Here is a 25,637-nt window from a genome sequence, read left to right as displayed (position 1 = left end):
ATGATGAATCTATTCGATATGACAAAAAAAGACCTGCAGGACTTCCTCGTCGCCCAAGGGATGAAAAAATTCCGGGCCGATCAGATTTTTCATTATATATATAAGCAGTCGTTTTTTTCCTGGGATGACATGGTGCTCCTTCCGCAAAAGGATCGGGACCTTTTAAAAGAAGTCCTGCCTATTCAGATGCCCGACGTCGTGTCGCGCCTTGATGCACCGGACGGACGGACCGTTAAATTGCTTTTGCGCCTTAACGACGGGCAGACCGTTGAAACGGTGCTCATGATGCACGATTACGGAAATTCGATCTGCGTTTCGTCGCAGGTCGGCTGTGCCGTCAACTGTGCCTTCTGTGCTTCGGCGAAAAACGGTTTTGTCCGCAATCTGTCGGCTGGAGAGATGGTGGCGCAGTTATTGGCGTTCCGTCAACACGTGACACCGGAGCTGCACTCCATCGTCATCATGGGGACGGGAGAACCGCTGCTCAATTACGACAATGTCATCGCCTTCATGAAGCTCATCCACGAAAAGGATACCCTCTACTTAGGCTATCGCAATATGACCTTGTCGACGTCGGGCATCGTGCCTAAGATGTACCAATTGGCGAAAGAAGGGATGCCCATTACGTTGGCCGTATCCCTCCACGCTCCCAATGATGCTCTTCGTCGTCGTATCATGCCGATTACCGACAAGTATCCCCTCGATGCCGTCTTGACGGCGGCCCATCATTATTTTGAAGAGACAGGCCGGAAGGTTACCTATGAATATATTCTCATCAAAAATCTGACCTGCACCCATGCTTGTGCCAAAGAATTGGCCCGCCTTTTCAGTGGTAAAAATATTCTCATCAATGCCATTCCCATTAATGACAACTATGACGTCGGTCTCTATCGGCCTGATGATAAGTCAATCAGTGAATTCGTTACCTACCTCCAGCGCCACGGCGTGCCGGTCACGCTGCGCCGGGAAATGGGCAGCAAGATTCAGGCGGCCTGCGGCCAGCTGCGTATAAAACGTGAAAATATTTGACAGGTGACAGGGAATATGATATGAATTAATGTGTACCTATAACGAAACACCGTGAGAGGACGTGAGAATTTGGGCACATACGGTGAATCCAAAATCGGCCTGGTTCGGAAAGTAAATGAAGATTCTTTTTATATCAGCCATGAGCGAAACGTGCTGGCCGTAGCCGACGGTATGGGCGGCTACGTCGGCGGCGAAATCGCCAGTAAGACGGCGGTAGAAGCCATTGCTTACTATTTTAAGAACTTTAATTATGCGGCACCGGTGCAGCTGGAAAAGGCAATTCAGTATGCCAATTCCAGTATCATCAGCAAGACCTTGATCGATCCGTCCCTAAAGGGAATGGGGACGACCGTTTCCATGGTGACCCTGGCCCGGCATATGGCCTTTTGGGGCCACGTCGGAGACAGCCGCATCTATCTATACCGGGAAGGAGTCTTTTCACAGATTTCTGTCGATCATACGATTGTTCAGGTTTTACTCGATAAAGGTAAGATTACAGAAGAAGAAGCGCTGGATCATCCGCAGCGCCATGTACTGACCAGAGCGGTCGGTGTCGACTCCAATCTCATCGTCGATACCGGGGCTTTTGAAGTACAGCCGAATGACCGTATTCTGATTTGTTCCGACGGCTTGACCTCTTTCATTGGCAAGCCGGAACTTTGCGATGCCATCGGCGACTACGGCCGGACAGAACGGGAGATCATCAACGATCTCTTTGACCAGGTCTATGAAAATGGGGCCAAGGACAATGTCACGGCAATTTTAACAACCATATAATCGGGAACGACTATGAAAGTGGTGGAATAGTTAAAAATGATTGGTCATATCTTAGACAATAGATACAAGATATTGGAAAAAGTAGGCACAGGCGGCATGGCCAGCGTATATAAGGCCCAGGATATTCTCCTGGATCGTATCGTCGCAGTCAAGGTGCTTCATGCAAAATACGGCGACGACCACGATTTTGTCGTTCGTTTTCGGCAGGAAGCGCAAGCGGCTGCTAAATTGTCCCATCCCAATATCGTCAATATATACGACGTCGGCTACGATGAAAATGTCCATTACATCGTCATGGAGTTTGTACGCGGCGAGACGTTGAAAGAGTATATCGAAAAACACGGCCATTTGCCGATCAATACGTCGATACAGATTGCTTTCAATATCGGCGAAGCCCTTGAAAACGCACATGCTAACGGCATCGTCCACTGCGATATTAAGCCCCATAACATTCTGGTGACTGAAACGGGGCGTATTAAGGTCGCAGATTTTGGCATTGCCCGGGCTGTCAATTCCGTGGAAAACAGCGATCGCACCGTTCTCGGTTCGGTTCATTATTTTTCGCCGGAACAGGCCAGCGGCGGCCATATTGATGAGCGGACGGATATCTATTCCCTCGGCGTCGTCATGTATGAAATGATGACCGGCATCGTGCCTTTCGAAGGGGATACAGCTATCAGCATTGCCTTGAAGCACGTTCAGGACGACATTCCCCTGCCGACGAAGTACAATCGCCGCATTCCCCGGCTGGTCGAACAGGTAATCCTAAAGGCCATGTCCAAGAATCCCGACGACCGCTTTCAGTCGATTGGCGAGATGATGTCTGAACTTCGCCTGTCTCAGGGCTTTATCAACACCAATGGTGCCCGTCCGATTATCAGTAAGGGGACGTATAACTTTGGGACTCAAAAAATCCAGCCCATAAAGGAAAAAGAGCTGCCTGAAGAAGCGCCGAAAAAGAAGAAGAATATTTTTACTCGTTTCATGGATTCTATCAGTAATCATTCCCAAAAGACGATCATCATCGGTATGCTCGGTGTTTTTCTCGTCGCCTTCGTATGGGCCTTCTTTTCCTTTGGTAATTTTTGGAGCACTGAAGATATTACGGTTCCGAACGTAACGGGGAAACAGGTGGAAATCGCCCGAAAAATCCTCAAGGATAAAAAACTTGACGTATCGGTCAAGGAGGTAGAAAGCGAGGAAGTCCCTGTTGGCGAAGTCGTCGCCCAGACGCCGTCAGGCGGTGCCGTCGTCAAGGCCAACCGAACGATTTACCTGACCGTCAGTAAGGGCAATAAGGGTGAGCAGGTCTTAATGCCGGATCTGAGGAGCCTGACACTGGAAGAGGCTGAAAGCAAGTTGAAAGAAATCGGCTTGTCCGTCGGCAAGGTAACCTATAAGGAAAGTGCTCAGTATGCCGACGGGACGATCATCAGTCAGAGCCCGGCGTCGCCGAAGAAAGTTGACAAGGGGACGAAGGTCAACCTCGTCGTCTGCCGCAAGAGCGAGGCTGAAAAGGCTGCTGAAGCGGCTAACGAAGCTCCGAATACAAGCGGCATGACCCTCGAAGAGGCGGAAAAAGCCTTGGAAAGCGCCGGCTACTCCGTCGGCTCCGTCGCCAACCTCGATGCTTCGAAAGACAGCTCTCAGGCCGTCGTTACGGCTCAGGCCGCAGGAGACGGCAAAGTGGTCAATCTGACTGTCGAATATCCCGGCAGCCAAAATTCGCAGTCGACCGGCTCGGACGGCAGCGCCAATAACCAGGAACCGGCCGGTACGCCGCACTACGGAACGGTCAATATCAGTGTTCCTGCCGGCGCTTCGAACCAGCACGTTCAAATCGTCGTGTCCGATGATAATGGTTCGCGCGTCGTCTACGACCGCAATCAATCCGGCGGCGACAACATTTCAAAGAGCGTCAGTGGGACCGGTAAGACCCGGGTCAAAGTCTATATCAATAATTCGCTGGTACAGGATCAATATATCTAAGGAGGAACATGACAAAAGGACGCGTCATCAAGAACTATAATGGCTATTATTATGTCGATGTCGGAAGAGACAACCTCGTCGAATGCCGGCGTCGGGGCAAGCTGCTCAAGGCGAAAATCTTAGTCGGCGATGAACTGGAAATTACGGAACTGGAGAATGACAAGGGCGTCATCGAAGCCCAGCTGCCGCGGCGGAACCAAATCCGCCGGCCGGCGGTGGCCAATATCGATCAATTGATGGTCATCATGGCAGCCCAGTCACCGGATCCGAACCGTTTTCTCATCGACAAGATGCTCATGACCTGTGAATACAGCGGCATTCGGCCCATACTCTGCTTCAATAAATGTGATCTCGACCGGAACTTGGCTGAAAGCTACCGGGATTTCTACGAGCGCTGCGGCTATGACGTCTGCCTTGTATCAGCTCGTACCGGAGAAGGTCTCGACGAGCTCTATGAACGGTTGCCGCAGAAAGTAACGGCCTTTGCCGGCCCGTCCGGCGTCGGTAAATCGAGTCTTTTGTCCCGACTTTTGGGGCGCAAGGATTTATCCATCGGAGCCGTCAGTGAGAAGATTAAACGGGGCCGTCATACGACACGCCATTCAGAAATCATGCGCCTCGACAGCGACACCTATGTCGTCGATACGCCGGGGTTCAGCGCCCTCGATTTTGAACATCTTGATGCGCGGGACGTCCTGCCCTTATTCCCGGATATGGTGCCATACAGCGCAGGCTGTAAGTTCTCGTCGTGCCTCCACCTGTCCGAACCGGAATGTGCTGTAAAAGAGGCCGTTGCCGCTGGGCAGATTCAAAAAGAACGGTATGAAACGTACTGTAAAATCATCACCTCCATTGCAGAAAGGAAACGATAATCATGGTAACGATTTGTCCCTCTATATTGTCCGCTGATTTTTCGCGGTTAGCTGAAGAAATTAAAGACGTCGAACAGAAGGGGGCCGACTGTATCCATCTCGATTTGATGGACGGCCATTTTGTCCCCAATCTCACCTTCGGCGTGCCCGTCATCAAGGCTTTGCGCCCGGTTACGAAACTTCCCTTCGATGCTCATTTGATGGTGACCAATCCCGAAGCGTATGTCGACGGCCTGGCCGATGCCGGCGTCCAATATATGACGGTTCATCAAGAAGCCTGTGTCCACTTGGACCGGGTTCTGCAGCAAATCCATGAAGCCGGGATGAAGGCCGGCGTAGCCCTCAATCCGGCGACGCCTGTATCGACCTTGTCCTGTGTTGCCGGACAATTGGACCTCATCCTTATCATGAGCGTCAATCCCGGTTTTGGCGGTCAAAAGTTCATTCCTTATAGCCTTGACAAAATCCGCCAGGCCAAGGAACTCCTCCAGAATGCAGGAAATACCGATGCTGTCATCGAAGTCGACGGCGGCATCAACGATAAGACGGCTCAGATGGTCAAAGATGCCGGCGCCACCTTCCTCGTTGCCGGCAGTGCTGTATTTGGTGCGGCTGATCGAAAAGCCGCCATTGCGTCCTTGCGATAAGGACTTGTATTTCTCCTTTTCATGTGCTAAAATCGTACATGAAAAGAAGAATAGAAATAGTCTTTGAGGCAAGGTGAGAAAGCTGGGCTTTCAATTCCTGACCGGCGGTGACAGTCCGCTAACCCGCAAGGGTTGAACCGATGAAATTTCGGTACCGACAGTACAGTCTGGATGGGAAAAGACAGACGACAGTGTCTTTTTTTGTTGTGCTCAAAGGGCTATGGAGATTTTTCATCCATAGCCTTTTTTCGTTTTCCCGCCTGCAAATCCAAGAAGAAGGGAAGGAATATATTGGAACCGGCAGAGTATATGAGAAAAGCCCTGGAACTGGCAAAATCAGCTCTGGGTTATACGACACCAAATCCGGCCGTCGGCTGCGTCATCGTCAAAGATGGTGAAATCGTCGGCACCGGCTATCACCATAAGGCCGGCACCCCTCATGCCGAAGTGTGGGCGTTGAGAGAGGCCGGGGAAAAGGCCAAGGGAGCGACGGTTTATGTGACCCTCGAACCTTGCGCCCATTACGGCCGAACACCTCCGTGCGCGCGGACGTTGGCCGAAAAGGGCGTCGGCAAGGTCGTCATGGCCATGCTCGACCCCAATCCCCGCGTCTCCGGTAAGGGAGCGGCTATCCTGCGCAAGGCCGGTATCGCCGTTGAAGTGGGCCTGTTGTCGAAAGAAGCAGCCCAGCTCAACGAAGTATTTATCAAAAACATGATGGTCCAAAAACCTTTCATTGCCGTTAAACTGGCCCAAAGCCTCGATGGCCGCACGGCATCACGGACGGGCCATTCGAAATGGATTACCAACGAATGGGCCCGAAATTACGGCCACTATCTGCGCTCCATTTACGACGGCATTTTAGTCGGCATCAACACCGTCTTGGCGGATAACCCGCTGTTGACCTGCCGTATCGAACGAGAAGGTCAGGAGGCACCGCACCAGCCGGTGCGCATCGTCCTCGATGCTAAGGGACGGACGCCGCTGAAGTCCCTGGTCGTCACCGATAAGACGACGCCGACCATCGTCATGACGACGTCGGCCTGCCCCGTTGAAAAGATGAAGGCTTTGAAAAATGCCGGCGTGCGGGTCATTCTGGCACCCTTACTTCAAGACAATCAGTCCATCAATCTTCCGGAAGCCTTGAAACGACTCCATGAAGAAGGGCTGACCAGTATCCTTGTCGAAGGGGGAAGCACTGTTCAGGGCAGTTTCTTTGATGCCCGCCTCGTCGATAAAGTCTATGCCTTCATGGGCGATAAGATTATCGGCGGTGTCGGGGCCCTGCCGTCGGTCGGCGGTTATGGCGTCGATGAGCTCGATGAATGCCTGCCGCTTATCTACGATTCTGTAGAGATGCATGAAAATAACGTATTGCTTACGGCATATAATGCCAATAGGGAGGGTGCCTATGTTCACTGGCATCATTGAAGAATTAGGGGCTATTGCCCATATGGACCGCCGTCCCGACTCCATTCGGTTGACGATTGCGGCTCATAAAGTATTAGAAGGAACACAGCTCGGCGACAGTATTGCCGTCAACGGCGTCTGCCTGACCGTAACGGATTTGACGGATTCGACCTTTTCGGCTGACGTCATGCATGAAACGATGCGTCGTTCGTCGTTCAGCACGATTAAGAGCGGTTCTAAGGTTAACCTGGAACGAGCCATGCAGGTCGGAGGACGACTTGGCGGCCACATCGTCAGCGGCCACATCGACGGCGTCGGTCACGTAGCCCGCATTGCCAATGACGGCATTGCCCGGGTCATCACCATTTCCATTCCGAAAGATATGGAAATCTTCATCGTTGAAAAAGGGTCGATCACCATCGACGGCATTAGTTTGACCGTCGTTTCCGTCGGTAACAGTCAGTTCTCCGTTTCCATCATTCCCCATACGATGGCCAATACGACCCTCATGGATAAACATCCGGGAGCCATCGTCAATTTGGAAACAGATGTCATTGGGAAATACGTCCATCGATTCACAGTCGGTTCGCCTCAGTCCTCATCAGGCCTGACGTTGGACAAACTGCTGGAAAATGGATTTTAACTTCAATATATAATTTAGAATAGGAGTGTTGTTATTATGGCACACATTAAAGAAGGTCAATTAATCGGTTCTGGTGCGAAGTTTGGTATTGTCGTCGCTCGTTTCAATGAATTTATTTGCAGCAAACTGCTCGGCGGCGCCTACGATGCCCTCCATCGTCACGGCGTCAACGATGACGATATTACGACGGCCTGGGTTCCGGGAGCCTTTGAAATCCCCCTGATTGCTCAGAAAATGGCTGAATCGGGTAAATACGACGCCGTCATTTGCCTCGGTGCCGTCATCCGCGGTGCTACCAGCCACTACGACCTCGTTTGCGGCGAATCGGCTAAAGGCATTGCTCAGGCATCGCTGAAGACGGGCGTGCCCATCATGTTCGGCGTCATCACGACGGAAAACATCGAACAGGCCATCGAACGGGCCGGCACAAAAGCGGGGAACAAAGGCTTCGACGTCGCCACCGGTGCCATCGAAATGGTCAACCTCATCAAACAGTTATAAAAAGCCGGGAACATCCCGGATTGGAAAGGCTGTCCCGCCAATATCGGCAGGGCAGCCTTTTGCTGTCTGGCGTCTGTCCTGCCAATCCCTTGCGAAGTTAAGGAACCTTTGCTATAGTGAAACGAGAAAGATATTTATCGGAAGATGGGGATTATTATGACAGTCTACAGCATCTATGAAGAGCCTGTACAGCGCGTAAAAGAAGTGGTTTTGCAGCATTTCAAAGAACGAGATGTGCGCGTTTATCTCTTCGGGTCCTGGGCACGAGGAGAACAGAAGCGGAGCTCCGATATTGATATAGCCATCGATAGCCGGGACGATATTTCCTATGAAATTACGTTGCTGAGAGAACGATTGGAAGAATCTACGATTCCTCGTCACGTCGATGTGGTGGATATGCATCACGCCGGAGCCGCTTTATGCCGGCGAATTCGAGAGGAGGGCATTTTGTGGAAAGCATAACCGAACGGTATCGATTAGCCGTCAGGGCCTTGGAGAAATTTCACGAATTAGCCTCCCGTGACACCTTGAATGAAATTGAGCGGGACGCCTTGATTCAGCGGTTTGAGTTCTCTTTTGAACTGATTTGGAAATGTGCCAAGGAGCACCTCTATGTCCAAGACGGCATCGACGCCGCATCGCCGAAAAAGTGATCCGTGCCTGCCGGGAAACGGGCCTTTTGAGCGACGCAGAAGCGAAACAGGCCTTAAAAATGGTCGATGATCGGAATTTGACGACTTATACCTACGATGAGGCTTTCGTCGAAAGTTTGATGGGCCGCTTTCCTGAATACGACGCGGTCATGCATTCATGGCTGGAGAAATTGAAGTGACATGATGGCCTTGTTGAACGCTTTCATGAAACCTTACCGGTAAAAAGAGGCGGCTGTTCTGTGCAGCCGCCTCTTTTCTGTACTTTACCGGCCGGATGTGATAAAATATTACCGATATTGTTTAGCAGAGAGCCAATGATTTTAATCGTTGGATAAATGTTTTTTGTAGACAATATATTATATTTTATCTACAAATGTGTTATAATATAAACATGGAAACGATATATTTTAGAACAAAAACTACCGTGTCATTCATCAACTATCATTTTGTATTCTGTCCAAAGTATCGGCGCAAAATATTTCTTATTCCACAGTTAGAAATCGTTTCAAAGAACTGACTCGACAGAAATGTGAAGAACTCGGAATTGAGCTTCTTGCAATGGAGTGCCATATTGATCATGTGCATCTTTTTTTGAAATGCTGGCCAAAGCAGTCTCCTGCCGAAATCATGAAGGAGATAAAAGGAGCTTCTTCTCATGTTCTTCGTAACGAATTCCCAAAACTGAAAGGGATGTCCAGCCTTTGGACAAGAAGTTATTTCGTTTCGACTGCTGGCAATGTCAGTATCGATACTATCAAGTGGTATATTGATACACAGAAAACAAGGGGCTGAGTTTACAATGATAAAGACCTATAAATTTAAAGCTCTATACCGCAAAACGAAACAAAAAACTTCATCGGCAGATTAATGCCGCAGGCCTTGCCTACAATCATTGCATCGCACTCCATAAGCGGTACTGGCAGCTGTATCGTAAATCGCTGAACAAGTTTGCTTTGCAGCAGCACTTGACGAAGCTCAAAAAACTTAAGCGGTTTAGTTATCTCAAAGAAATAGGTTCACAGGCATTGCAGGATGTCACTGACCGCATCGACAGAGCGTACAATCTCTTCTGGACAAATCTCAACAATAAACGTAAGACCGCACCGCCAGGTTTTAAGAAAGTCCGCAAGTACAAGTCTTATACGCTCAAGCAAGCTGGCTGGAAGCTCGATGAGGAGCATGGCACCGTCTACATAGCCAAACAAAAATACCGCTACTTCAAGAGCCGCAACATCGAAGGCAGAATTAAGACATTCACGGTTAAGAGGGATACTTTGGGCGACATCTATCTCTACTTCGTCTGCGAACAGAAAATCACAGAGGTCAAACCACGAACAGGTAAAAGCGTCGGGTTCGATTTCTGCTTTAAAGATAAAATGCTCATTGCTCCAGATGAGGAAAATGATATTGCCGCGCCATCCTTCTTTCAGAAGAACCAGAAGGCTATCCGTACGGCCTGTCGAAATCTGTCGCGCCGTCAACTTCGCTCGAAGAACCGCCAGAAGTATCGTAAAGTATTAGCACGACTCTATCACAAACAAGCGAATCAGCGCAGAGATTTCCACTTTAAACTCGCCCAAAAGTTATGTCAGAAGTACGCAGTTATCTGTCTTGAAAGTCTCAGCATGAAGGCTATGCAGCAAAGTCACGGGAAAAAAGTCAACGACTACGGATTTGCTGCGTTCGAGAATATCCTAGAATATGTCGGTCGTCAGATGGGAACGAAAATTATTAAGGTGGATAAATTTTATCCGTCCAGTCAGCTTTGTCATGACTGTGGATATCAAAACAAAGAAGTCAAGGATATTTGTGTCCATGAATGGACTTGTCCTTCCTGCGGAATCCGTCACGACCGAGACCGCAATGCAGCTAGAAATATTTTGTCAGAAGGTCTGAGACTACTAACAGCATAAATTTGTATACGGGTGGGGCATCATCCGTTAGGAGAGAGAATGTAAGACCATCGCGAGATGCGCGGTTCTCGCTCGCATCCTAGAATCCCTCGACTTTAGCCGTGGGAGTATGTCAAAAGCTTAAGTATACCGAGAAAATGACCCTATTTTAAAGAAAAGAGGACGCGGCTCGTGAGCTCATTAGCAATCTTGATTTTGACGAAGAACGAAGAAGACAACATTGTCGACGTTGTTAAGAATGCGAAAAAATGTACCGATGACGTTATCATCATCGATTCAGGAAGTACGGATAAGACGGTGGCACTGGCCAAGGAGCAGGGCGCGACCGTCTGTTTTCGTGCCTGGACCGACGATTTTTCAGCGCAGCGCAACTTTGCCCTCGAGCAGACGACGGCCGACTGGGTGCTTTATCTCGATGCCGATGAACGCTTGAATGACGAACTCATTGCGGCAGTTAAAGACATTGCAGAACACGATTCCTTGAGTCATCAGTATTCGATGGAGCGGAAGTCCGTCGCCTTTGGAACGACCTTCAATCACGGTGTATTAAAGCCGGACCATGTAAAACGCCTCTTTCCGCGGACGACGGTCACCTGGGTGAATAAAGTTCATGAGCATCCGGAATGTGCCCTGCCGGTTCGGAATCTTCCCGGTCATTTAGAACACTATACTTATAAAAATTGGCATCACTGGGAAGGGAAGCTCTGCCAATATACGACCATATGGGCTGAAGACGCCTATAAGCGGGGAAAACGGATTTCCTTATCGGGGATTTTTTTCCATAGTTTAGGCGGGTTCTTCAAGATGTTCGTATCCCGGGCCGGCTTTTTAGACGGTTGGATGGGAACCTACATGTGCTTCAACCACTTCTTTTACACGATGCTGAAATATTTGAAATTATACGAATTGCAAAGAGCGGAGAAAAAATAATGCGGGTAGCTATTTTAGAGACAGTGAAGACACAAGGCGGGTTTGAACAGGAGTTCGATCGTCTGATTATCGATGAACTGAAGAAAGAAGGCCATGAGCCTGTTTTATACTTGCCGGAAAACAGCAGCCTGCCCGTTGATTTTGGGATTCCGATTGAATATATGAGCGGCGGTGAAATCGTCGATTATGAAGGCGCCGGCAAACTCAAAAAAATATGGCTGTCCATTCAGCGGGAACAGCGCCGTGTCCGTTGGTTCGATGCGGCCTATGAAAAGGCCTGCCGTCATGAAGTAGACGCCATTATACTGACGACGGCGACGTATCGATATTTACGATCGCTGCATAAAAGTAAACTGAAAGAGAGCCCCGTGCCGGTCATTTTTATTTTCTTGGGTGTCAATCCCCATGAAAAACCGAAATTTCTGAAACAGGCTCGGCGCTGCGAAGGCTATCAAAATATCAAGTTAAAAATTACGAGCCTCCGCAATGACTTTACAGAGGATCACGTCTCTAAGATTGAAATCATTCCGCCGCCGGTTCTGCTCCCGCAAGGTGTTTCGGTGACGGCAAACCTTACGTATCATGAACCGGTTCGTATCGGTTTCTTCGGCCACTACCGCAAGGGAGAAAAAGATATTGACGGTATTATTCAAGCCTTTTTGGACAGCCATTTGGAAGGGAAGGCGGAACTCGTCGTTCAAGCGGCGCCGACCGGCCCCGAAGATGCTGACGATATGGCGCGAATTATGACCAAATACGGCAGAGAATCGGCCGTTCGTTTCATTCAGGGCAAGGTACTGGGCATGGCCTGGTACGATTTGCTGCAAAGCGTAGATGTATTGTTTCTACCTTACAGCAATGAACGCTATCTGTATAATTGGAGCGCCGTCTATTTCAATGCCTTGGCCCTGTATAAGCCCGTATTGGCTACGGCTGTCTTGAATCCGGAAATGCTTAAGAACTATACTGTCGGACAAGAAGTGGACTTACAAGATCTGGGACGCCTCCGTCAGCAACTGGGACAGTTTTTGCAGTCCTACGAAGAGATGCTGCCAACCTATGAAAGGGAATTAAAACGAGTAAATCATGATTTCAGTACAGCCACGTTCTTAGAGAACGTTTTAAAATAAGCTGATGTAGAAGACGGGAAACGATAAGGGATATGCGATTACTGCTTTTTCCAAAGGGAAGAAACGGCAGCGTCTGGTTCTTGTCGTCGCTGTCGACATAAGGATGCCTTGCCGTCATGAAGGAGGAATAACAGGTGTTTGAACAGTTTTTTTTAGCAGTTCAACAAGATATTAAACTATGGATTTTTTTCCCGATTTTATGTGCTGTATTTCGGGCGATTTTCATTTATGTCCATAATCCTTATCCGGGATTTGCCGGCAAGCGCAACGCCTTATGGGAATGTTTTCGCTTCGGTTTCTGGTGGGGCATGGATTTAAATGCCTATGTTTTCGTCATCTCCCTGGTACTCGTTACCCTGCCAGGCCTGTTCATTGGACCTTGGCACCAGTACGGCGATTTGATCCGCATCGTGTTCGGTATGGTTTACAGCGTCGTACTGTATGTGGCCTTCGTCGGGAAAATGATTTTTTATGCCCAGTTTCACGATATTTTTAATAATATCATTTTCCTCGGCGAAAAAGCGGAGAAAAACAATCTTATCGATATCTTTTTCCACCAGTATAATGGGGCCCGCAAATTGGCACTGCTCATCCCCTACTTAGCCATCGTCTTTTTTATCCTCCAAGGCATGATGGCGACGCCGGTTATTCCCTATCCGGCTATCAGCGGTTGGCATTACTACCTTTTCAATACATCTGTTGTATTGTTCATAATTGGGGCTTTTTATTTTTTCCGTTATGGTGGAACTTTTAAGCATGATGATAAACCGGAATGGGATACGATTCCGGCCATTGTCAAGAGCGATCCCTTTTTGGCCAAAGCTACTGTTGACGACTTAATTGCTCTAAAGATGCTTCGCCATCGCCGCATGAGTGAGCGAATGCAGCGCAGTCCGGCAGAAAACCTTGCTTTCGTAAAGCCTTTCATTGAAGAACGGGGCGGCACGGTTGACTCTTTTAATGATGCCTTGAAGGCCGTCACTCATCATGCGAAAGGGCCTAAGATAAAGAGACCATCCCATATTTTCTTGGTTGTCGGCGAAAGTTATTCTCAGCCTTATTTTGATCCGGCCTTTGCCGACCTTCATATTGCCGATGAAGGGAAGAAGTTGATGAATGACGTCCATACGGCGTCGATTAATACAACTTTATCCAGTGGCATCATTTCTCGGCCCTCTATCGTCGGCCTCATGCTTGGGATCTTCGATGCCGGCATGGAACTGAATGAACGGGAGCCTTTTTGGGAGGGGACACTGCCTACGTCGCTACCGATACAGCTGCGAAAACTGGGCTATGAAACGAATTATTGGTACGGCGGCAGTTTATCCCATGGTAACTTCAATCATTTTGCGCCGGCCTGCGGATTTAATCATTCCTATTCCGGTACCGATATCTGTGACCCGAAAGCGCCTCGTTCCTGGGTCGGTGTCTACGATCACATTTTTCTAAATAAGGTGGCCGACATGATTCAGCGGCGAAGCGACGATGTGCCCCAGTTCCACTTTGTCTATACGACCTCGAATCATGGTCCCTATAAGATGCCCTTAAAAGATTTGGGCTTCGATGCTGAAAGTGTCATGAAAGTCCAGGACGATGTGTTGAAAGAGAAAATCATTCCTAAGGTCTTAGGTACCTTTTGGTATGCCGATAGAGCTATTAATGACTTTATCCAGAAGATGAAGTCGGCCTATCCGGATAGCCTGTTCATCGTTACCGGCGACCATGGCTTCCAGTGTTCGGAACTGCAGCATACGTCTTTCATGAGAAGAGAGTACACTTTTCGGGAACTCCACTCACCGGTCCTCATGTTCCATCATCCGGAAATCGATAAAAATTCACTGGTAGGCAATCGCATTGGTGGACACATGAATATTTTACCGACACTGTTTGAACTCATAGCTCCGGCGGGATTCACCTACTATTCTCTGTTTGAGTCATTGACCGAATCGGTTACGTCTTGTGTCACACCTTATCATTGGGTGGACCAGAAGGCAATTGGCGGTTGCGGAGAAACTCATTATCAACCTTTGACGGCGACATCCGGTGCGGATGTTATCCAGAAGCCTGCTCCTTATGACGATATTTGTGCCGCTGAAAAAAGTTTGACGGCTTATTTACTGCAGCGGCCTGAATTATTACGGCCGGTTGATGCCTGGCTTTGATAGGTGCAGCCGGTCAGAGTGGAGAACTATCTATGTCTTATTGGCGAACATTCGAACAAAATTATCTTCCGTACGTCCCTATCTTTTTATTGACCCTCAGCTGTGGTGCCGGATCGGGATCGCTGATGACGGCGTCTTTTTTGGCTCACTTGATCATTTGCAGAAAAGAAGGACGGCCCATGGCGGGGACGCTGTGGAAAGCTCCTCTCGTTTGGCAGACGGTCGTGACCATTGCGCTGTTTTTGGGAACATCGGCGCTTACGATTCCTTTTAATGATGGTAGGCCTGAGGTGATTTTAAAGTACGTCGAACGTCTGATTCCCCTTGTTTTGGTTATCCTTATGGTCCGACCAGGGAAGGGGACTTTTATTGCCGTTTGGCTCGGCATTTTCCTCTCTATTTTTTGGTATTTGGGTTTGGTTGGAGTCTATCCGATTTGGAGGGACAATCGTTTGTTTGGCCCTTTCAGCAGCCCTAATTCCTTGGCTAGCGTGATGTTGGTTCTGCTTCCGATCGTATTATTTGGCACTATCCGCTATCGTTCTCTTTGTCCTAAAACGTCATTTTTCATGGCGGTAGCTTGTGTTATTGCCTTTAGCATACTCCTTTGTACGGGATCTCGTAATGCCTACTTCGCTTTTTTTATCGTCTTTTTAGCCCTTTTGGTGTTCTGTTATCTGGGGAGGGAATGGCTGGCGTTAAAAATAATGGCCGGACTTCTCGTTCTGTCTTGTTTGATGATTGGCGTGGCAGCACCGCAGTTCATTTCTGACCGGCTTGACAGAGATCTTAGTCAGGATGGACGCGTTTATTTGACACAGGTGGCGGTTCAGCTCATTGAGGAAAAGCCTTACATCGGAATCGGCCTCGGTCGTTGGGGGGAAGTTTATCATGAACGCTTTGAAGCCGATAATCCTTTCCATGAAAAAAATATCCAGTCACCTCATAATATTTACTTGCAAATTTGGAATGAAACGGGACTCGTCGGCCTTAGTGGCTTTTTAATACTCATCTTATTCCAACTAAGAGTAGTCCTCCATTCACTCATCGCTTATTATCGAGGCCACGGTCCGGGATTTCCCTGGCTGGCCGGATTTTTCCTACCTATCTTAGCTATCTATCTCTTTGGCCTCTTTGACTATGATTTTTTTGGCCGCCATATGATGCATCTCTATTGGTTTTTCTGGGGGATGACTATCTACAGCTGCGAGTACTATAAAAAGGAGACGAACCTCTGATGGAGCTTTCATTGAGCATTATCATACCCGTTTACAATAATGAAATCTATTTGCAGAATACACTGAAGAGCGTACTGAATCAAAGCTATGAGGATTTTGAGCTCTTACTTGTGGATGATGGTTCAACTGACGGTAGCTTGTCTGTTTGTCAGACATTTGCTGTACAAGATGGGCGAGTGCGCGTCATTCATAAAGAAAACGGCGGTGTCAGTTCGGCCCGTAATCGAGGCCTTGATGAAGCACAAGGGAAATACATTGCCTTTGTTGACGGCGATGACTGTATCGATACTAAGATGTACGAAGTCATGATTGATATCTTAGAAGGCGAGAAGGCTGACCTCGTCAACTGTCGGGTTATTAAGGAAAGTTCATATGAGGACACTCCTTATGAAGTCGGGACCATCGAAGTCAGCGACTTACCTTTAAATTATCTGTCGAAAAAGGGCTATTTTATCGACAGCTCCTTAAATAAAGTCTATCGGCGAGAGCTCATCGGCGACACACGGTTCAATGAAACCATATCTTATTCAGAGGATAAGCTGTTTGTAACGGAAGTCATCTTAAAAGCAAGGACGATGGCCCTCGTATCCAACGCCTTTTACCACTATATCCAACATAAAGACAGTCTGTCTTGGAAAGATTCGGAAGACGTGTGGCTTGGAAATTTCAAGGTTCATCAACAAATCTATCAGCAGATGGAGGCTGGTGGTGTTATCGGAGCTACTTTAGACAGTGCCTTTCGAGGCTATGTTCGCTCCATCATTGCTCTCTTGCGCTATGATATAAAACATCGCCGAAAAGATGCGTACAATCAGACGCTGATGGAACATGAAGCGGTATTGAAACGATTTCTGAAAGTAACGCCTTTGCCATTGGGGAAAAAATTAGAATATCTGACCTATATAGCCTCTTATAATCTGGCCTCCTTGGTTCACTATTATCCTAAACGGAGGCGATCGTAATGCATCCGTGTCAGGCAGGGGACAATTCTTTTTTGAATCAGTCTGCCAGCGGGAAAAAAGTCTTGGTTATTGTCCCTCATGAAGATGATGAAATCAATGTAGCCGGCAGTTTGATGTACCATTACATTCAAAGTGGCGCAGAGGTCTTTTGTGCTTTTACGACCAATGGGGATTACTCCTTTGACGCAGTGACGCGGATGAAAGAAGCTTGGCGGTCGCTGCAGGTCTTAGGCGTAAGGAAAATCTTCTTTTTAGGTTATGGGGATACGTCCAATGCCTATGCCGGCGGTCATCTTTTCTATGCGACGGACAAGGCGGTGACGTCTCCGGCAGGGCATCAAGAAACCTACAGTTGTCATGATTTCCCTGATTACGCCTTTGTAAAGCGGGGACAGCACAGCTGCTACTGCCGTCAGAACTTCAAACAGGATTTAACGGACCTGATACTGGATATAAGGGCTGATCTCCTCGTCGTCGTAGACTGCGATGTCCACGCAGACCATCGGGCGGCTTCCATCGTCTTTGAGGACGCCTTGGGAGACATCCTTCGACAGCCCGGGAACTCATATCATCCGACGGTCTTAAAAGGCTTTGCTTACTGTACCTCTTTTGGGGCACCGAAAGATTTTTATGCAGATAATATTCGCTCGGTGCCCAAACCTTCACCCGGTGACGACATTTTCATCGATACGTCTCTTTATGAATGGGGGAGACGCCTTCGTTTTCCCGTACGGTCGGCCTGCAGAGGCGCTTATTTGCGCCGTAATATTCTGTACCGAGCCCTTTTTCAACATGCGTCCCAAAGTGCAGCCCTCCACGCCGTTCGGATTGCTAATGGCGATACTGTTTTTTGGCAGCGGCGGACGGATAATCTCGTCTTTCAGGCGACGGTTACGGCTTCTTCTGGAAATGCAGCAAAGGCTTGTGATTTCAAAATTATCGACACAGCAGATATTGATGTGAAAAAATTTGTTCCGGCTCAGTATCTGTGGAGTCCGGATAATCGGGATGCGAAACGATGCCTCCATTTTCAGTGGTCATCTCAGCAGGTCATTACGACAGTGAGTCTTGCCGGAAACATAGAAGACAGCGGACGGATTGAAAAAGTTCGCCTTTCCTTTAGCGATGGAACTTCCTATGATATCGGTCCTTTACCGACAAGAGGCCGTGTTCTTGAATACACCTTGCCAACTTCCAAGAGCGTATCGGCTTGTACCTTGAAGATTCTCGAAACTACAGGAGCGGCATGGGGATTAAGTGAAGTCGGAATCTTTTCTGAAGTCCATCCGAAGGGTATCATTCCCCCTTTTATAAAACTTCTCGTTGGGGATGACTTTGTTTATGATTATGTATTACCTCTGGAGCAAGAATGTTGTCCGTTGAACTTGTACCGCTGTCAGACATCGTCACCGGTTACCTACACCGTCGTTGATAGTGATGGAGCCGTTGTCGATTCACAGGGGGTGGTTTCTTTTTCAAAACAAGCCCGATATGCCGTCATTCGGGGGGAACTGGCCGATAACCCTGGCATATATGACCAAATTTATCTCCATCGGATGCGTCCTGCTTTTTTTGCAAAACGCAGGCTGCTTCAATGGCTGGAGGATAAACTGCTTACGTTTTATTTAAAAAAGTATCGAAAGTACACCCATATTCGTCATAAATATTTAAAACAGCTATAAGCACATAAAAAAATAATTGGTACTGGATAAGGAAATATAGTTTTTTGGGATTTTTTATAGTATAATAACGTAGGTTAAACATATAAGGCAGTTGGGAAGGTGTCCTATGGAGCAAAAAGGGTTATTATCGGTCATTGTGCCTGTATATAAGGTGGAAGCATATCTGCATCGGTGTATCGATTCGATCCGCAATCAAACGTATAAACAGTTGCAAATCATTCTAGTAGACGACGGTTCACCGGATGGCTGTGGGAAAATATGCGATGACTATACCCTCATCGATGATCGTATCATTGCCATCCATCAGGAAAATGAAGGCCTGAGTGGAGCGAGAAACAACGGACTTCTTTTTGCTAAGGGAGAATACATCGCCTTCGTCGACAGCGATGACTGGCTCCACCCTGAGATGTATGAACGTCTTATCGCGCTTATCGAAAAAAATGATCTCGATATGGCTCGCTGTTCCGTCATCGGTTCCGATGGGACTAAGGAAGAGGCTATTTTGCCGCATAAAAAGGGCTTGGGAAATCAGCTTATTACCGGCTCGGATGTTTTTGAATTGTATTTTACAGAATTTCTTTGCAAAGTTGTTTGGAATGCCGTCTATAAGCGGCATATTGTCATCGATATTTTATCGCCTGAACGCTGCCATTCACAGGATAATTACGTGTCGGGCCGCTACTTGTACCGCAGTCAACGGATGATGATTACCGATGAATGTTTATACTACTATTACAAAAACCCGACGAGCACGACCCATGGCGGGCACAAGCGGTTTTTGGACATCTGTATCTGCACTGAAAAATTGCGTGACGATTTGATTCATCAAGAACATATGCGTAACTCGTCGTATATTGATAGACTCAATAAAAAACTGGCTCGAGAGTTCTTTCATTTCGTTCGGGTCGAAGATGATCGGTATCGTCTGCAGTCTATGGAGCGGGAACAGAAGCGATTCATTGATGCGAACTTAGACTTCTTCCGTCGCCTCCGATTTGATTGGCTGCTGAGAAAGAAAAAGATATCCTTATATTAATGAAGCGAGGTTTGAAAATGGCAAATACATTTACGACGGAATATTTTGAAAATGCGACATTATATACCGAAAAACATGCCTTTGAATGGCTTCCGGAACATGATGAACGGCCGGCTATGCATATCGGCTTTAATATTAACGATCCCTTTTTTAAACCCTTGGGGGCAGAAATTACATCGATTTTAGAAACCAATAAAGACATCGCTTTTTCTTTCCATGTCTTTGTCGACAGCTACAGCCCGGAAAATAGGGATAATTTAGAAAAGACGGCTAAAAAATATGGCTGTAATGTCTATTTATATGTGATGGATATGAGCATCTATCAGAATTTTCATATCAAAGTTGCTCGTTTTTCTCGGGTTACGTATATTCGCATCGTTATGCCGTGGATTTTACGGAACTACACCGACCACTACTTGTACTTAGATTCAGATATGATATGTGTTGGCAGTTTAAAACAGTTTTTGACGACGGATTTAGAAGGCAAAGCTATCGGTGCCTTGACCTATCATACACCGGACCGGGTGGCCTTTTTGAAGATGAAGCAGGACGTCTACTTTTCAGACGGCTTGATGTGGATCGATGTCAAGGAATGGATTCGTGAAAAAATTACGGAACAGGTCTTTGCCTATCAAGGGGCCGATCCGCGGCGTTTCAAGGGACAGACTCAGGATTTGTTGAATCTTGTCATCGACGGGAATATGAAGCCGATTCCGAATTTATTCCATCACAAGAATAAAGATTTCAGCATAGAAGGAATCCTGATTCATTATTCCGGTCGGGACAAGCCTTGGGAATTAGTCCTTGATTCGGATGATGAATTGTGGCGCCACTACCTGGATATTTCCTTCTGGGACAGCATGAACGATCCCATGCCTCCCAGAGAACCGTCCTACTACCACAGCTTCAAACGGCTGGCAGAAGTCTATCAGGAAAAGGGCGAAACGTGGAAACGAATTCAATGCCTGTTTTGGTATAGCTGGCTGAAAATTCGCTATAAGTTATAATAAACGAGGCCCCGCAGTCCGTTGATCTATCCTTTTTGCGGGGTCTTTTTGGCATGCTTTTTATCGGTGGCACGACGGAGCTCGAATTTGCCGTGCTCGGAAGAAGAGAAAGTAGGGAATACATATGAGAATTGCTGTTGCCGGGACCGGTTATGTCGGTCTTTCAAATAGTATGCTGCTGGCTCAGCATAATGAAGTCATCGCTTTGGATATTGTTCCGGAAAAAGTCTCCTTGTTGAATCATCGTCAGTCGCCCATTGTTGACAGCGATATTTCGGCTTTTTTGCAGCGTGACGACCTGCACTTTAAGGCGACTCTTGATGCCAGGGAAGCTTTTACCGGGGCTGATTTCGTCATTATTTCGACGCCGACAAATTATGATCCCAAGCGGAACTTTTTTGATACGTCGTCGGTAGAAACGGTCATCGAGGAGGTTCTTACCATCAATCCTAAGGCCGTTATGGTCATCAAGTCGACGGTCCCTGTAGGCTATACGAAGTACATCAAGGATAAGTACCAGACAGATAATATTTTATTCTCGCCGGAGTTTTTGCGGGAAGGGAAGGCCCTTTGCGATAATCTTCATCCGTCGCGCATCGTCGTCGGTGAAGTGTCAGACCGGGCGAAAACCTTTGCCAATTTATTGGTCGAAGGGGCCGTCAAAGAAGATATTCCCGTCCTGTTTACGGGGTCTACGGAAGCGGAAGCCATAAAGCTCTTTGCCAATACCTATTTGGCCTTGCGCGTGGCCTACTTCAATGAACTCGATTCGTATGCCGAAATGCGCGGTCTTCGCACCAAGGAAATCATCAAGGGCGTCTGCCTCGATCCTCGTATCGGTGATTTCTATAACAACCCATCCTTCGGTTATGGAGGTTATTGCCTGCCGAAAGATACAAAGCAGCTCTTGGCCAACTATCAGGATGTGCCTCAAAATCTGGTTTCTGCTATTGTCGCCGCCAATCGGACGCGGAAGGACCATATTGCCGATATGCTCATCGCTCAAAATCCCCGCATTGTCGGTGTCTATCGACTGACCATGAAGAGTCACTCCGATAATTTCAGGGCTTCGGCTATTCAAGGGGTCATGAAGCGCATCAAGGCGAAGGGCATTGAAGTCGTCGTCTATGAACCGACGCTGAAAGAAGAAACCTTTTTCCATTCTCGCGTCATTCGAGACTTAGATGAATTCAAAGAGATGAGCGATATCATCATTTCCAATCGCTGGTCAGATAAATTGACCGATGTCAAGGATAAAGTATATACGCGGGATCTTTTTGACCGCGATTAAGAGGGGAGAACTGAATATGGCAAATTTTAAACCCTTTGATACAGCACAAAAAGTCCTTATTACCGGTGCTGCCGGATTTATCGGTTTCCACTTGGCCAAGCGGCTGCTGGCTAAAGGGGCGACGGTCCTGGGCTTCGACAATCTCAATGATTATTATGACGTCACGCTAAAAGACGCGCGCCTCGAAATTTTGCACCAGTTCCCGAATTTCACCTTTGTGAAGGGCGACTTAGCTGATGAACAGGCCGTAGAACAAATCTTTTCGTCGTTTCAGCCGGATATCGTCGTCAATCTGGCGGCTCAGGCCGGTGTCCGCTACAGCATCGACCATCCGCGGACGTATATCGATTCGAATATCATCGGCTTCTTCAATATCCTCGAAGCTTGCCGGCACCATAAGGTTACTCACCTGTTGTTTGCCTCCAGTTCGTCGGTCTATGGCAATCAGGAAAAGACGCCTTTTTCGACGACGGATAACGTCGATCACCCCATCAGCCTCTATGCAGCGACGAAGAAGTCAAACGAGCTCATGGCCTATACTTACAGCCATCTCTATGGGGTTCCGGCGACGGGCCTGCGCTTCTTTACCGTTTATGGTCCTTACGGCCGTCCGGACATGGCTTATTTCAAGTTTGCCAATAAGATCCGCAATGGGGAAGCTATTCAAATTTATAATCACGGCGACATGTACCGCGACTTTACCTACGTCGACGACATCGTCACCGGTATAGAGCACATGCTTTCCAATCCGCCTGTGGCCAATGAATCGGGCAATCGATACAAAGTCTATAACATCGGCAACCATAAGCCGGAACAGCTCATGCACTTCATTGAAGTTTTGGAACAAGCCCTTGGTAAGACGGCGGAAAAAGAATATCTGCCCATGCAGGCCGGTGACGTCTATCAGACCTATGCCGACGTCAGTGAATTGCAGCGTGATTTCGATTTCAAGCCGGAAACGACGATTGAAGAAGGACTGGGGCAATTTGCCGAATGGTACAGATCGTACTACGGTTTGTAATGAGCAAGATAGGAGAATATGTATGTACTATACGACGAGTTATGCTTCGCCTTTAGGGGCTATGACCTTGGCTGCCAATGAAACGGCCTTGGTCGGCCTTTGGTTTGACGGGCAGAAATATGATAGGGACGGATTGAAGGGGGCTGCGGTGACGGCGAAAGAAACGCCGGTCCTCAAGAAGGCCGTCCGTTGGCTTGACGACTATTTTGCCGGTCGCATGCCGGCTATCATGAGTCTGCCACTGGCGCCGGAGGGTAATGAATTCCGCCGCCGCGTATGGAGCCTCCTCTGTCAGATTCCCTATGGGCAGACGACGACCTATGGCGAGTTGGCCAAAGCCGTGGAAGCCCAGACGGGGAAGACGATGTCTCCGCAGGCCGTTGGCGGAGCTGTCGGTCACAATCCTATTTCGGTTATCATTCCCTGCCATCGCGTCTTAGGGGCCAGGGGTAAGGCAACGGGATATGCCGGCGGCATCGATAAAAAAATAGCCCTCCTTCATTTGGAGGGCTTGCTTGTCAAAGAATGATGTCTTACGTTTTTGTCAGGGCTTCGATGAATTGACCGGCAATACTGGACAGGTAGCGATGTTTGGCGGTGATGACGGCTAGGCGCGTGCAGAGCCGGGGTTCGTCGAGGACTTTCATTTGGAGCGTCGTCAGCCTTGACGGTGAGAGGGCTGAGGCCGGGACGACGGCATAGCCTAATCCGGCTTCGGCCCAAAGGAGTGTCGTCCGGGCATCATCGTTTCGACAGAGGATGGACGGTGTAAGGTTGTGTCCTTCGCAGACGTCGAGGAGGAGCTGATTGAAGCGGCGGTAGACGATGAGGGGCAGGCCGTCTAAATCAGGGATGGTCAAGGTCTCTTTTTCAGGGTTCGGGTCTTTTCCGGCATAAGCCAAGACCATCGGTTCTTCCGGTAAAAAGGTGCAGTCGAAGGCGTCCTGCTTAAAGGGCGTGCGGACGATGCCGATTTCAATCAGGCCTTTTCGCAGCATATCCAGAATATGGAAGGTGTTGCCGTCGTAGATTTCAAAGCGGATGCCGCGGTGGCTGTCGTGAAATTGCCGAAGGGCCGGCCGCAGGATGACACTGCCTGAGGACGAGACGGTGCCGATGGATAAGGTGCCCCGCAGGCCGCTTTTAAAGTCGCCGATTTCGCGGCGCGTCGAATCAGCCAGGGTGATGAGCTGGCGGGCCCGGCGGTATAGGATTTCTCCGGCATCGGTCAAGGTGACGCTGCGCGGTTCCCGCTGGAAGAGTTCGACGCCCAGTTCTTCTTCGAGGGCTTTCATTTGCTGGCTCAAAGGCGGCTGGGCCATGTTCAGGCGCCGAGCAGCTGCCGTAATCTGGCCTTCTTCGGCGATGGCCAGGAAGTATGTGAGTTGACGAAGGTCCATAGTCTCTCCTTTTTTGTGGTATATGATTTACGTATATTATAGCAATGATACAAATATTTTCAATATAGATATACCTATGGTATACTAGCCATGTAAAAAAATCCCTTTAATTTTCAGAAAGGATGAATCTCATGGATCTTGTCACACCGAAACGAGACGCCCATTTTTATTGGACGCTCTTCAAATCGACTTTTTTAATCAGTGCCTTCACCGTCGGCGGCGGCTTCGTCATCATTCCGCTCCTCAAGGGGAAGTACGTCGACGAATACCATTGGATCAGCGATAAGGATACCCTCGATATGGTCGCCATTGCCCAGTCCATGCCGGGCGTCGTCGCCGTCAACAGCGCCGTCATCCTCGGCTACCGCATGGCAGGGGTTCTCGGAACCTTGGTGGCCCTTGTCGCCACGGTCCTGCCTTGTTTGATTACGTTGACCATTATTTCTTACAGCTATGATTATTTTATTCAAAATGCCTATATTAAAATGGTTCTCCGCGGCATGCAGTGCGGGGCAACGGCCCTCATCGTCAATGTCGGCATCGATCTCTTGGTCAAACAAGGAAAAAAGAAGCTGATACTACCGATGCTGATTATCATTGGTACCTTTGTGGCCAACTTGTTCTTCGATACCAATATCATGGTGCTCATCCTCATCGACGGCATCATCGGCTTCTTGTTCATGCGCGATGCGCAATATAATTAGGGGGTGCCGTCATGATTTATGCTTTGCTCTATTGGGAATTTTTTAAAGTCGGCATCTTCTGTGTCGGTGGCGGCTATGCCTCTATGCCCCTTATTCAGGCCAGCGTCGTCGATACCTTCCATTGGCTGACCATGAGTGAATTCGTCGATATCTTTACGATTTCGCAGATGACGCCGGGGCCGATCGGCATAAACGCGGCGACCTTCGTCGGGACCCGCATCGCAGGTCTTGGCGGTGCCGTCGTAGCGACGCTGGGCTTTGTAACGCCGTCCTTTTTCTTGGGTATCTTTTTAGCCCGCATCTTTTTGAAGTACGGCGATATCGGACCGATTCGCGGTATCTTGAACGGCCTGCGTCCGGCCGTCGTAGCTCTTATCTGCGTAGCCAGCCTGAGCTTCATCCTCTTGGCTTTATGGAATACGGAAGAGCTGCCCTCTGATTGGCTGGCCTTCAGCAGCGGCGGACTCGTCATCCTCATCGCCGCTATCATTGCAACCCGTAAGGGAATCGGCGTCATCAAGGTCCTCCTCGGTTCCGGCGTCTTAGGTCTGGTACTGGGGATGGCCGGCCTTATCTGATTTCATCTAAATGCGGACAGGATACTCCGACCTCTTAGGTCGGAGTATCCTGTCCGTTTTGT

24 protein-coding genes, 2 pseudogenes and 1 riboswitch are annotated in these 25,637 nt (G+C 48.5%); of the genes and pseudogenes, 25 read left to right on the top strand and 1 reads right to left on the bottom strand.

The features are described 5' to 3' along the window. From rlmN to TX77_RS06915, 23 genes and pseudogenes are all read left to right on the top strand, one after another. Positions 1-1,029, top strand: coding sequence for a dual-specificity RNA methyltransferase RlmN (rlmN, locus tag TX77_RS07020; RefSeq protein ID WP_044504058.1), 1,029 nt, complete (start codon positions 1-3; stop codon positions 1,027-1,029). 69 nt (positions 1,030-1,098) lie between these two features. Continuing rightward, positions 1,099-1,806, top strand: a complete 708-nt coding sequence (locus tag TX77_RS07015; protein ID WP_044504057.1) for a Stp1/IreP family PP2C-type Ser/Thr phosphatase — start codon at positions 1,099-1,101, stop codon at positions 1,804-1,806. Positions 1,807-1,842: 36 nt separating this feature from the next. After that, positions 1,843-3,795, top strand: coding sequence for a Stk1 family PASTA domain-containing Ser/Thr kinase (gene pknB / locus TX77_RS07010; RefSeq protein ID WP_044504056.1), 1,953 nt, complete (start codon positions 1,843-1,845; stop codon positions 3,793-3,795). Positions 3,796-3,803: 8 nt separating this feature from the next. Then, positions 3,804-4,667 (top strand): ribosome small subunit-dependent GTPase A, encoded by an 864-nt coding sequence (gene rsgA / locus TX77_RS07005; protein WP_044504055.1) that lies wholly within the window; start codon positions 3,804-3,806, stop codon positions 4,665-4,667. A gap of 2 nt (positions 4,668-4,669) precedes the next feature. Then, positions 4,670-5,314 carry a ribulose-phosphate 3-epimerase gene (rpe, locus tag TX77_RS07000; protein ID WP_044504054.1) on the top strand — a complete coding sequence of 215 codons (645 nt, stop codon included), beginning with the start codon at positions 4,670-4,672 and terminating at the stop codon, positions 5,312-5,314. A 55-nt stretch (positions 5,315-5,369) separates the two neighbouring features. Then, positions 5,370-5,501, top strand: a riboswitch (FMN riboswitch). Positions 5,502-5,605: 104 nt separating this feature from the next. Beyond that, complete coding sequence (gene ribD / locus TX77_RS06995) at positions 5,606-6,745, top strand: bifunctional diaminohydroxyphosphoribosylaminopyrimidine deaminase/5-amino-6-(5-phosphoribosylamino)uracil reductase RibD (protein ID WP_044504053.1); 1,140 nt, start codon at positions 5,606-5,608, stop codon at positions 6,743-6,745. Further along, positions 6,726-7,367, top strand: coding sequence for a riboflavin synthase (locus TX77_RS06990; RefSeq protein WP_044504052.1), 642 nt, complete (start codon positions 6,726-6,728; stop codon positions 7,365-7,367). Before ribD ends, TX77_RS06990 begins: the two co-directional genes overlap by 20 nt. Before the next feature lie 36 nt (positions 7,368-7,403). After that, the gene (gene ribH / locus TX77_RS06985) at positions 7,404-7,868 is read left to right on the top strand and encodes a 6,7-dimethyl-8-ribityllumazine synthase (RefSeq protein WP_044504051.1); all 465 of its coding nucleotides are present in this window, start codon (positions 7,404-7,406) and stop codon (positions 7,866-7,868) included. 156 nt (positions 7,869-8,024) lie between these two features. After that, on the top strand, positions 8,025-8,330 hold the full coding sequence (locus TX77_RS06980; protein WP_044504050.1) for a nucleotidyltransferase family protein: 306 nt from the start codon (positions 8,025-8,027) through the stop codon (positions 8,328-8,330). Then, a pseudogene (locus TX77_RS14275) lies at positions 8,288-8,700 on the top strand (HI0074 family nucleotidyltransferase substrate-binding subunit). The gene TX77_RS06980 and the pseudogene TX77_RS14275 overlap by 43 nt, the downstream one beginning before the upstream one ends. A gap of 212 nt (positions 8,701-8,912) precedes the next feature. Beyond that, positions 8,913-9,313, top strand: a pseudogene (gene tnpA, locus TX77_RS13245) (IS200/IS605 family transposase). Positions 9,314-9,333: 20 nt separating this feature from the next. Next, entirely contained in the window at positions 9,334-10,434 is a 1,101-nt protein-coding gene (locus TX77_RS06970) for an RNA-guided endonuclease InsQ/TnpB family protein (protein ID WP_044504049.1), read from the top strand. A 171-nt stretch (positions 10,435-10,605) separates the two neighbouring features. Continuing rightward, the gene (locus tag TX77_RS06965) at positions 10,606-11,364 is read left to right on the top strand and encodes a glycosyltransferase family 2 protein (protein WP_044504048.1); all 759 of its coding nucleotides are present in this window, start codon (positions 10,606-10,608) and stop codon (positions 11,362-11,364) included. Next, positions 11,364-12,494 (top strand): glycosyltransferase family protein, encoded by a 1,131-nt coding sequence (locus tag TX77_RS06960; protein ID WP_044504047.1) that lies wholly within the window; start codon positions 11,364-11,366, stop codon positions 12,492-12,494. Before TX77_RS06965 ends, TX77_RS06960 begins: the two co-directional genes overlap by 1 nt. 134 nt (positions 12,495-12,628) lie before the next feature. Next, positions 12,629-14,656 carry an LTA synthase family protein gene (locus tag TX77_RS06955; RefSeq protein WP_044504046.1) on the top strand — a complete coding sequence of 676 codons (2,028 nt, stop codon included), beginning with the start codon at positions 12,629-12,631 and terminating at the stop codon, positions 14,654-14,656. A gap of 179 nt (positions 14,657-14,835) precedes the next feature. Continuing rightward, positions 14,836-15,894, top strand: coding sequence for an O-antigen ligase family protein (locus TX77_RS06950; protein WP_044504045.1), 1,059 nt, complete (start codon positions 14,836-14,838; stop codon positions 15,892-15,894). Then, positions 15,894-16,856, top strand: coding sequence for a glycosyltransferase family 2 protein (locus TX77_RS06945; RefSeq protein WP_049917319.1), 963 nt, complete (start codon positions 15,894-15,896; stop codon positions 16,854-16,856). Before TX77_RS06950 ends, TX77_RS06945 begins: the two co-directional genes overlap by 1 nt. Beyond that, positions 16,856-18,538 (top strand): PIG-L family deacetylase, encoded by a 1,683-nt coding sequence (locus TX77_RS06940; RefSeq protein ID WP_044504044.1) that lies wholly within the window; start codon positions 16,856-16,858, stop codon positions 18,536-18,538. The genes TX77_RS06945 and TX77_RS06940 overlap by 1 nt, the downstream gene beginning before the upstream one ends. 106 nt (positions 18,539-18,644) lie before the next feature. Beyond that, a complete protein-coding gene (locus TX77_RS06935; protein ID WP_049917318.1) occupies positions 18,645-19,574 on the top strand; it encodes a glycosyltransferase in 930 nt (309 codons plus the stop codon). A 17-nt stretch (positions 19,575-19,591) separates the two neighbouring features. Further along, entirely contained in the window at positions 19,592-20,581 is a 990-nt protein-coding gene (locus TX77_RS06930; RefSeq protein WP_049917317.1) for a glycosyltransferase family 8 protein, read from the top strand. Positions 20,582-20,705: 124 nt separating this feature from the next. Beyond that, positions 20,706-21,872, top strand: coding sequence for a nucleotide sugar dehydrogenase (locus TX77_RS06925; protein WP_044504043.1), 1,167 nt, complete (start codon positions 20,706-20,708; stop codon positions 21,870-21,872). 16 nt (positions 21,873-21,888) lie between these two features. After that, the gene (locus TX77_RS06920) at positions 21,889-22,893 is read left to right on the top strand and encodes an NAD-dependent epimerase (protein WP_044504042.1); all 1,005 of its coding nucleotides are present in this window, start codon (positions 21,889-21,891) and stop codon (positions 22,891-22,893) included. Positions 22,894-22,915: 22 nt separating this feature from the next. Next, positions 22,916-23,422, top strand: coding sequence for a methylated-DNA--[protein]-cysteine S-methyltransferase (locus TX77_RS06915; protein WP_044504041.1), 507 nt, complete (start codon positions 22,916-22,918; stop codon positions 23,420-23,422). Between the two features lie 4 nt (positions 23,423-23,426). On the opposite strand, the gene TX77_RS06910 is transcribed toward TX77_RS06915, so the two are convergent. Next, on the bottom strand, positions 23,427-24,293 hold the full coding sequence (locus tag TX77_RS06910) for a LysR family transcriptional regulator (RefSeq protein ID WP_044504040.1): 867 nt from the start codon (positions 24,291-24,293) through the stop codon (positions 23,427-23,429). Positions 24,294-24,424: 131 nt separating this feature from the next. Between TX77_RS06910 and TX77_RS06905 the strand changes: the two genes are divergently transcribed. Continuing rightward, positions 24,425-24,997, top strand: a complete 573-nt coding sequence (locus TX77_RS06905; protein ID WP_230198078.1) for a chromate transporter — start codon at positions 24,425-24,427, stop codon at positions 24,995-24,997. Between the two features lie 11 nt (positions 24,998-25,008). Beyond that, positions 25,009-25,575 carry a chromate transporter gene (locus TX77_RS06900; protein ID WP_044504038.1) on the top strand — a complete coding sequence of 189 codons (567 nt, stop codon included), beginning with the start codon at positions 25,009-25,011 and terminating at the stop codon, positions 25,573-25,575. Positions 25,576-25,637 lie beyond the last annotated feature (62 nt).

Origin of the sequence: Megasphaera massiliensis (assembly GCF_000455225.1) — a bacterium.
Classification (GTDB): domain Bacteria; phylum Bacillota; class Negativicutes; order Veillonellales; family Megasphaeraceae; genus Megasphaera; species Megasphaera massiliensis.
The sequence above is the reverse complement of the archived record's forward strand: the minus strand, read 5'-3'. Positions and strand labels throughout refer to the sequence as shown.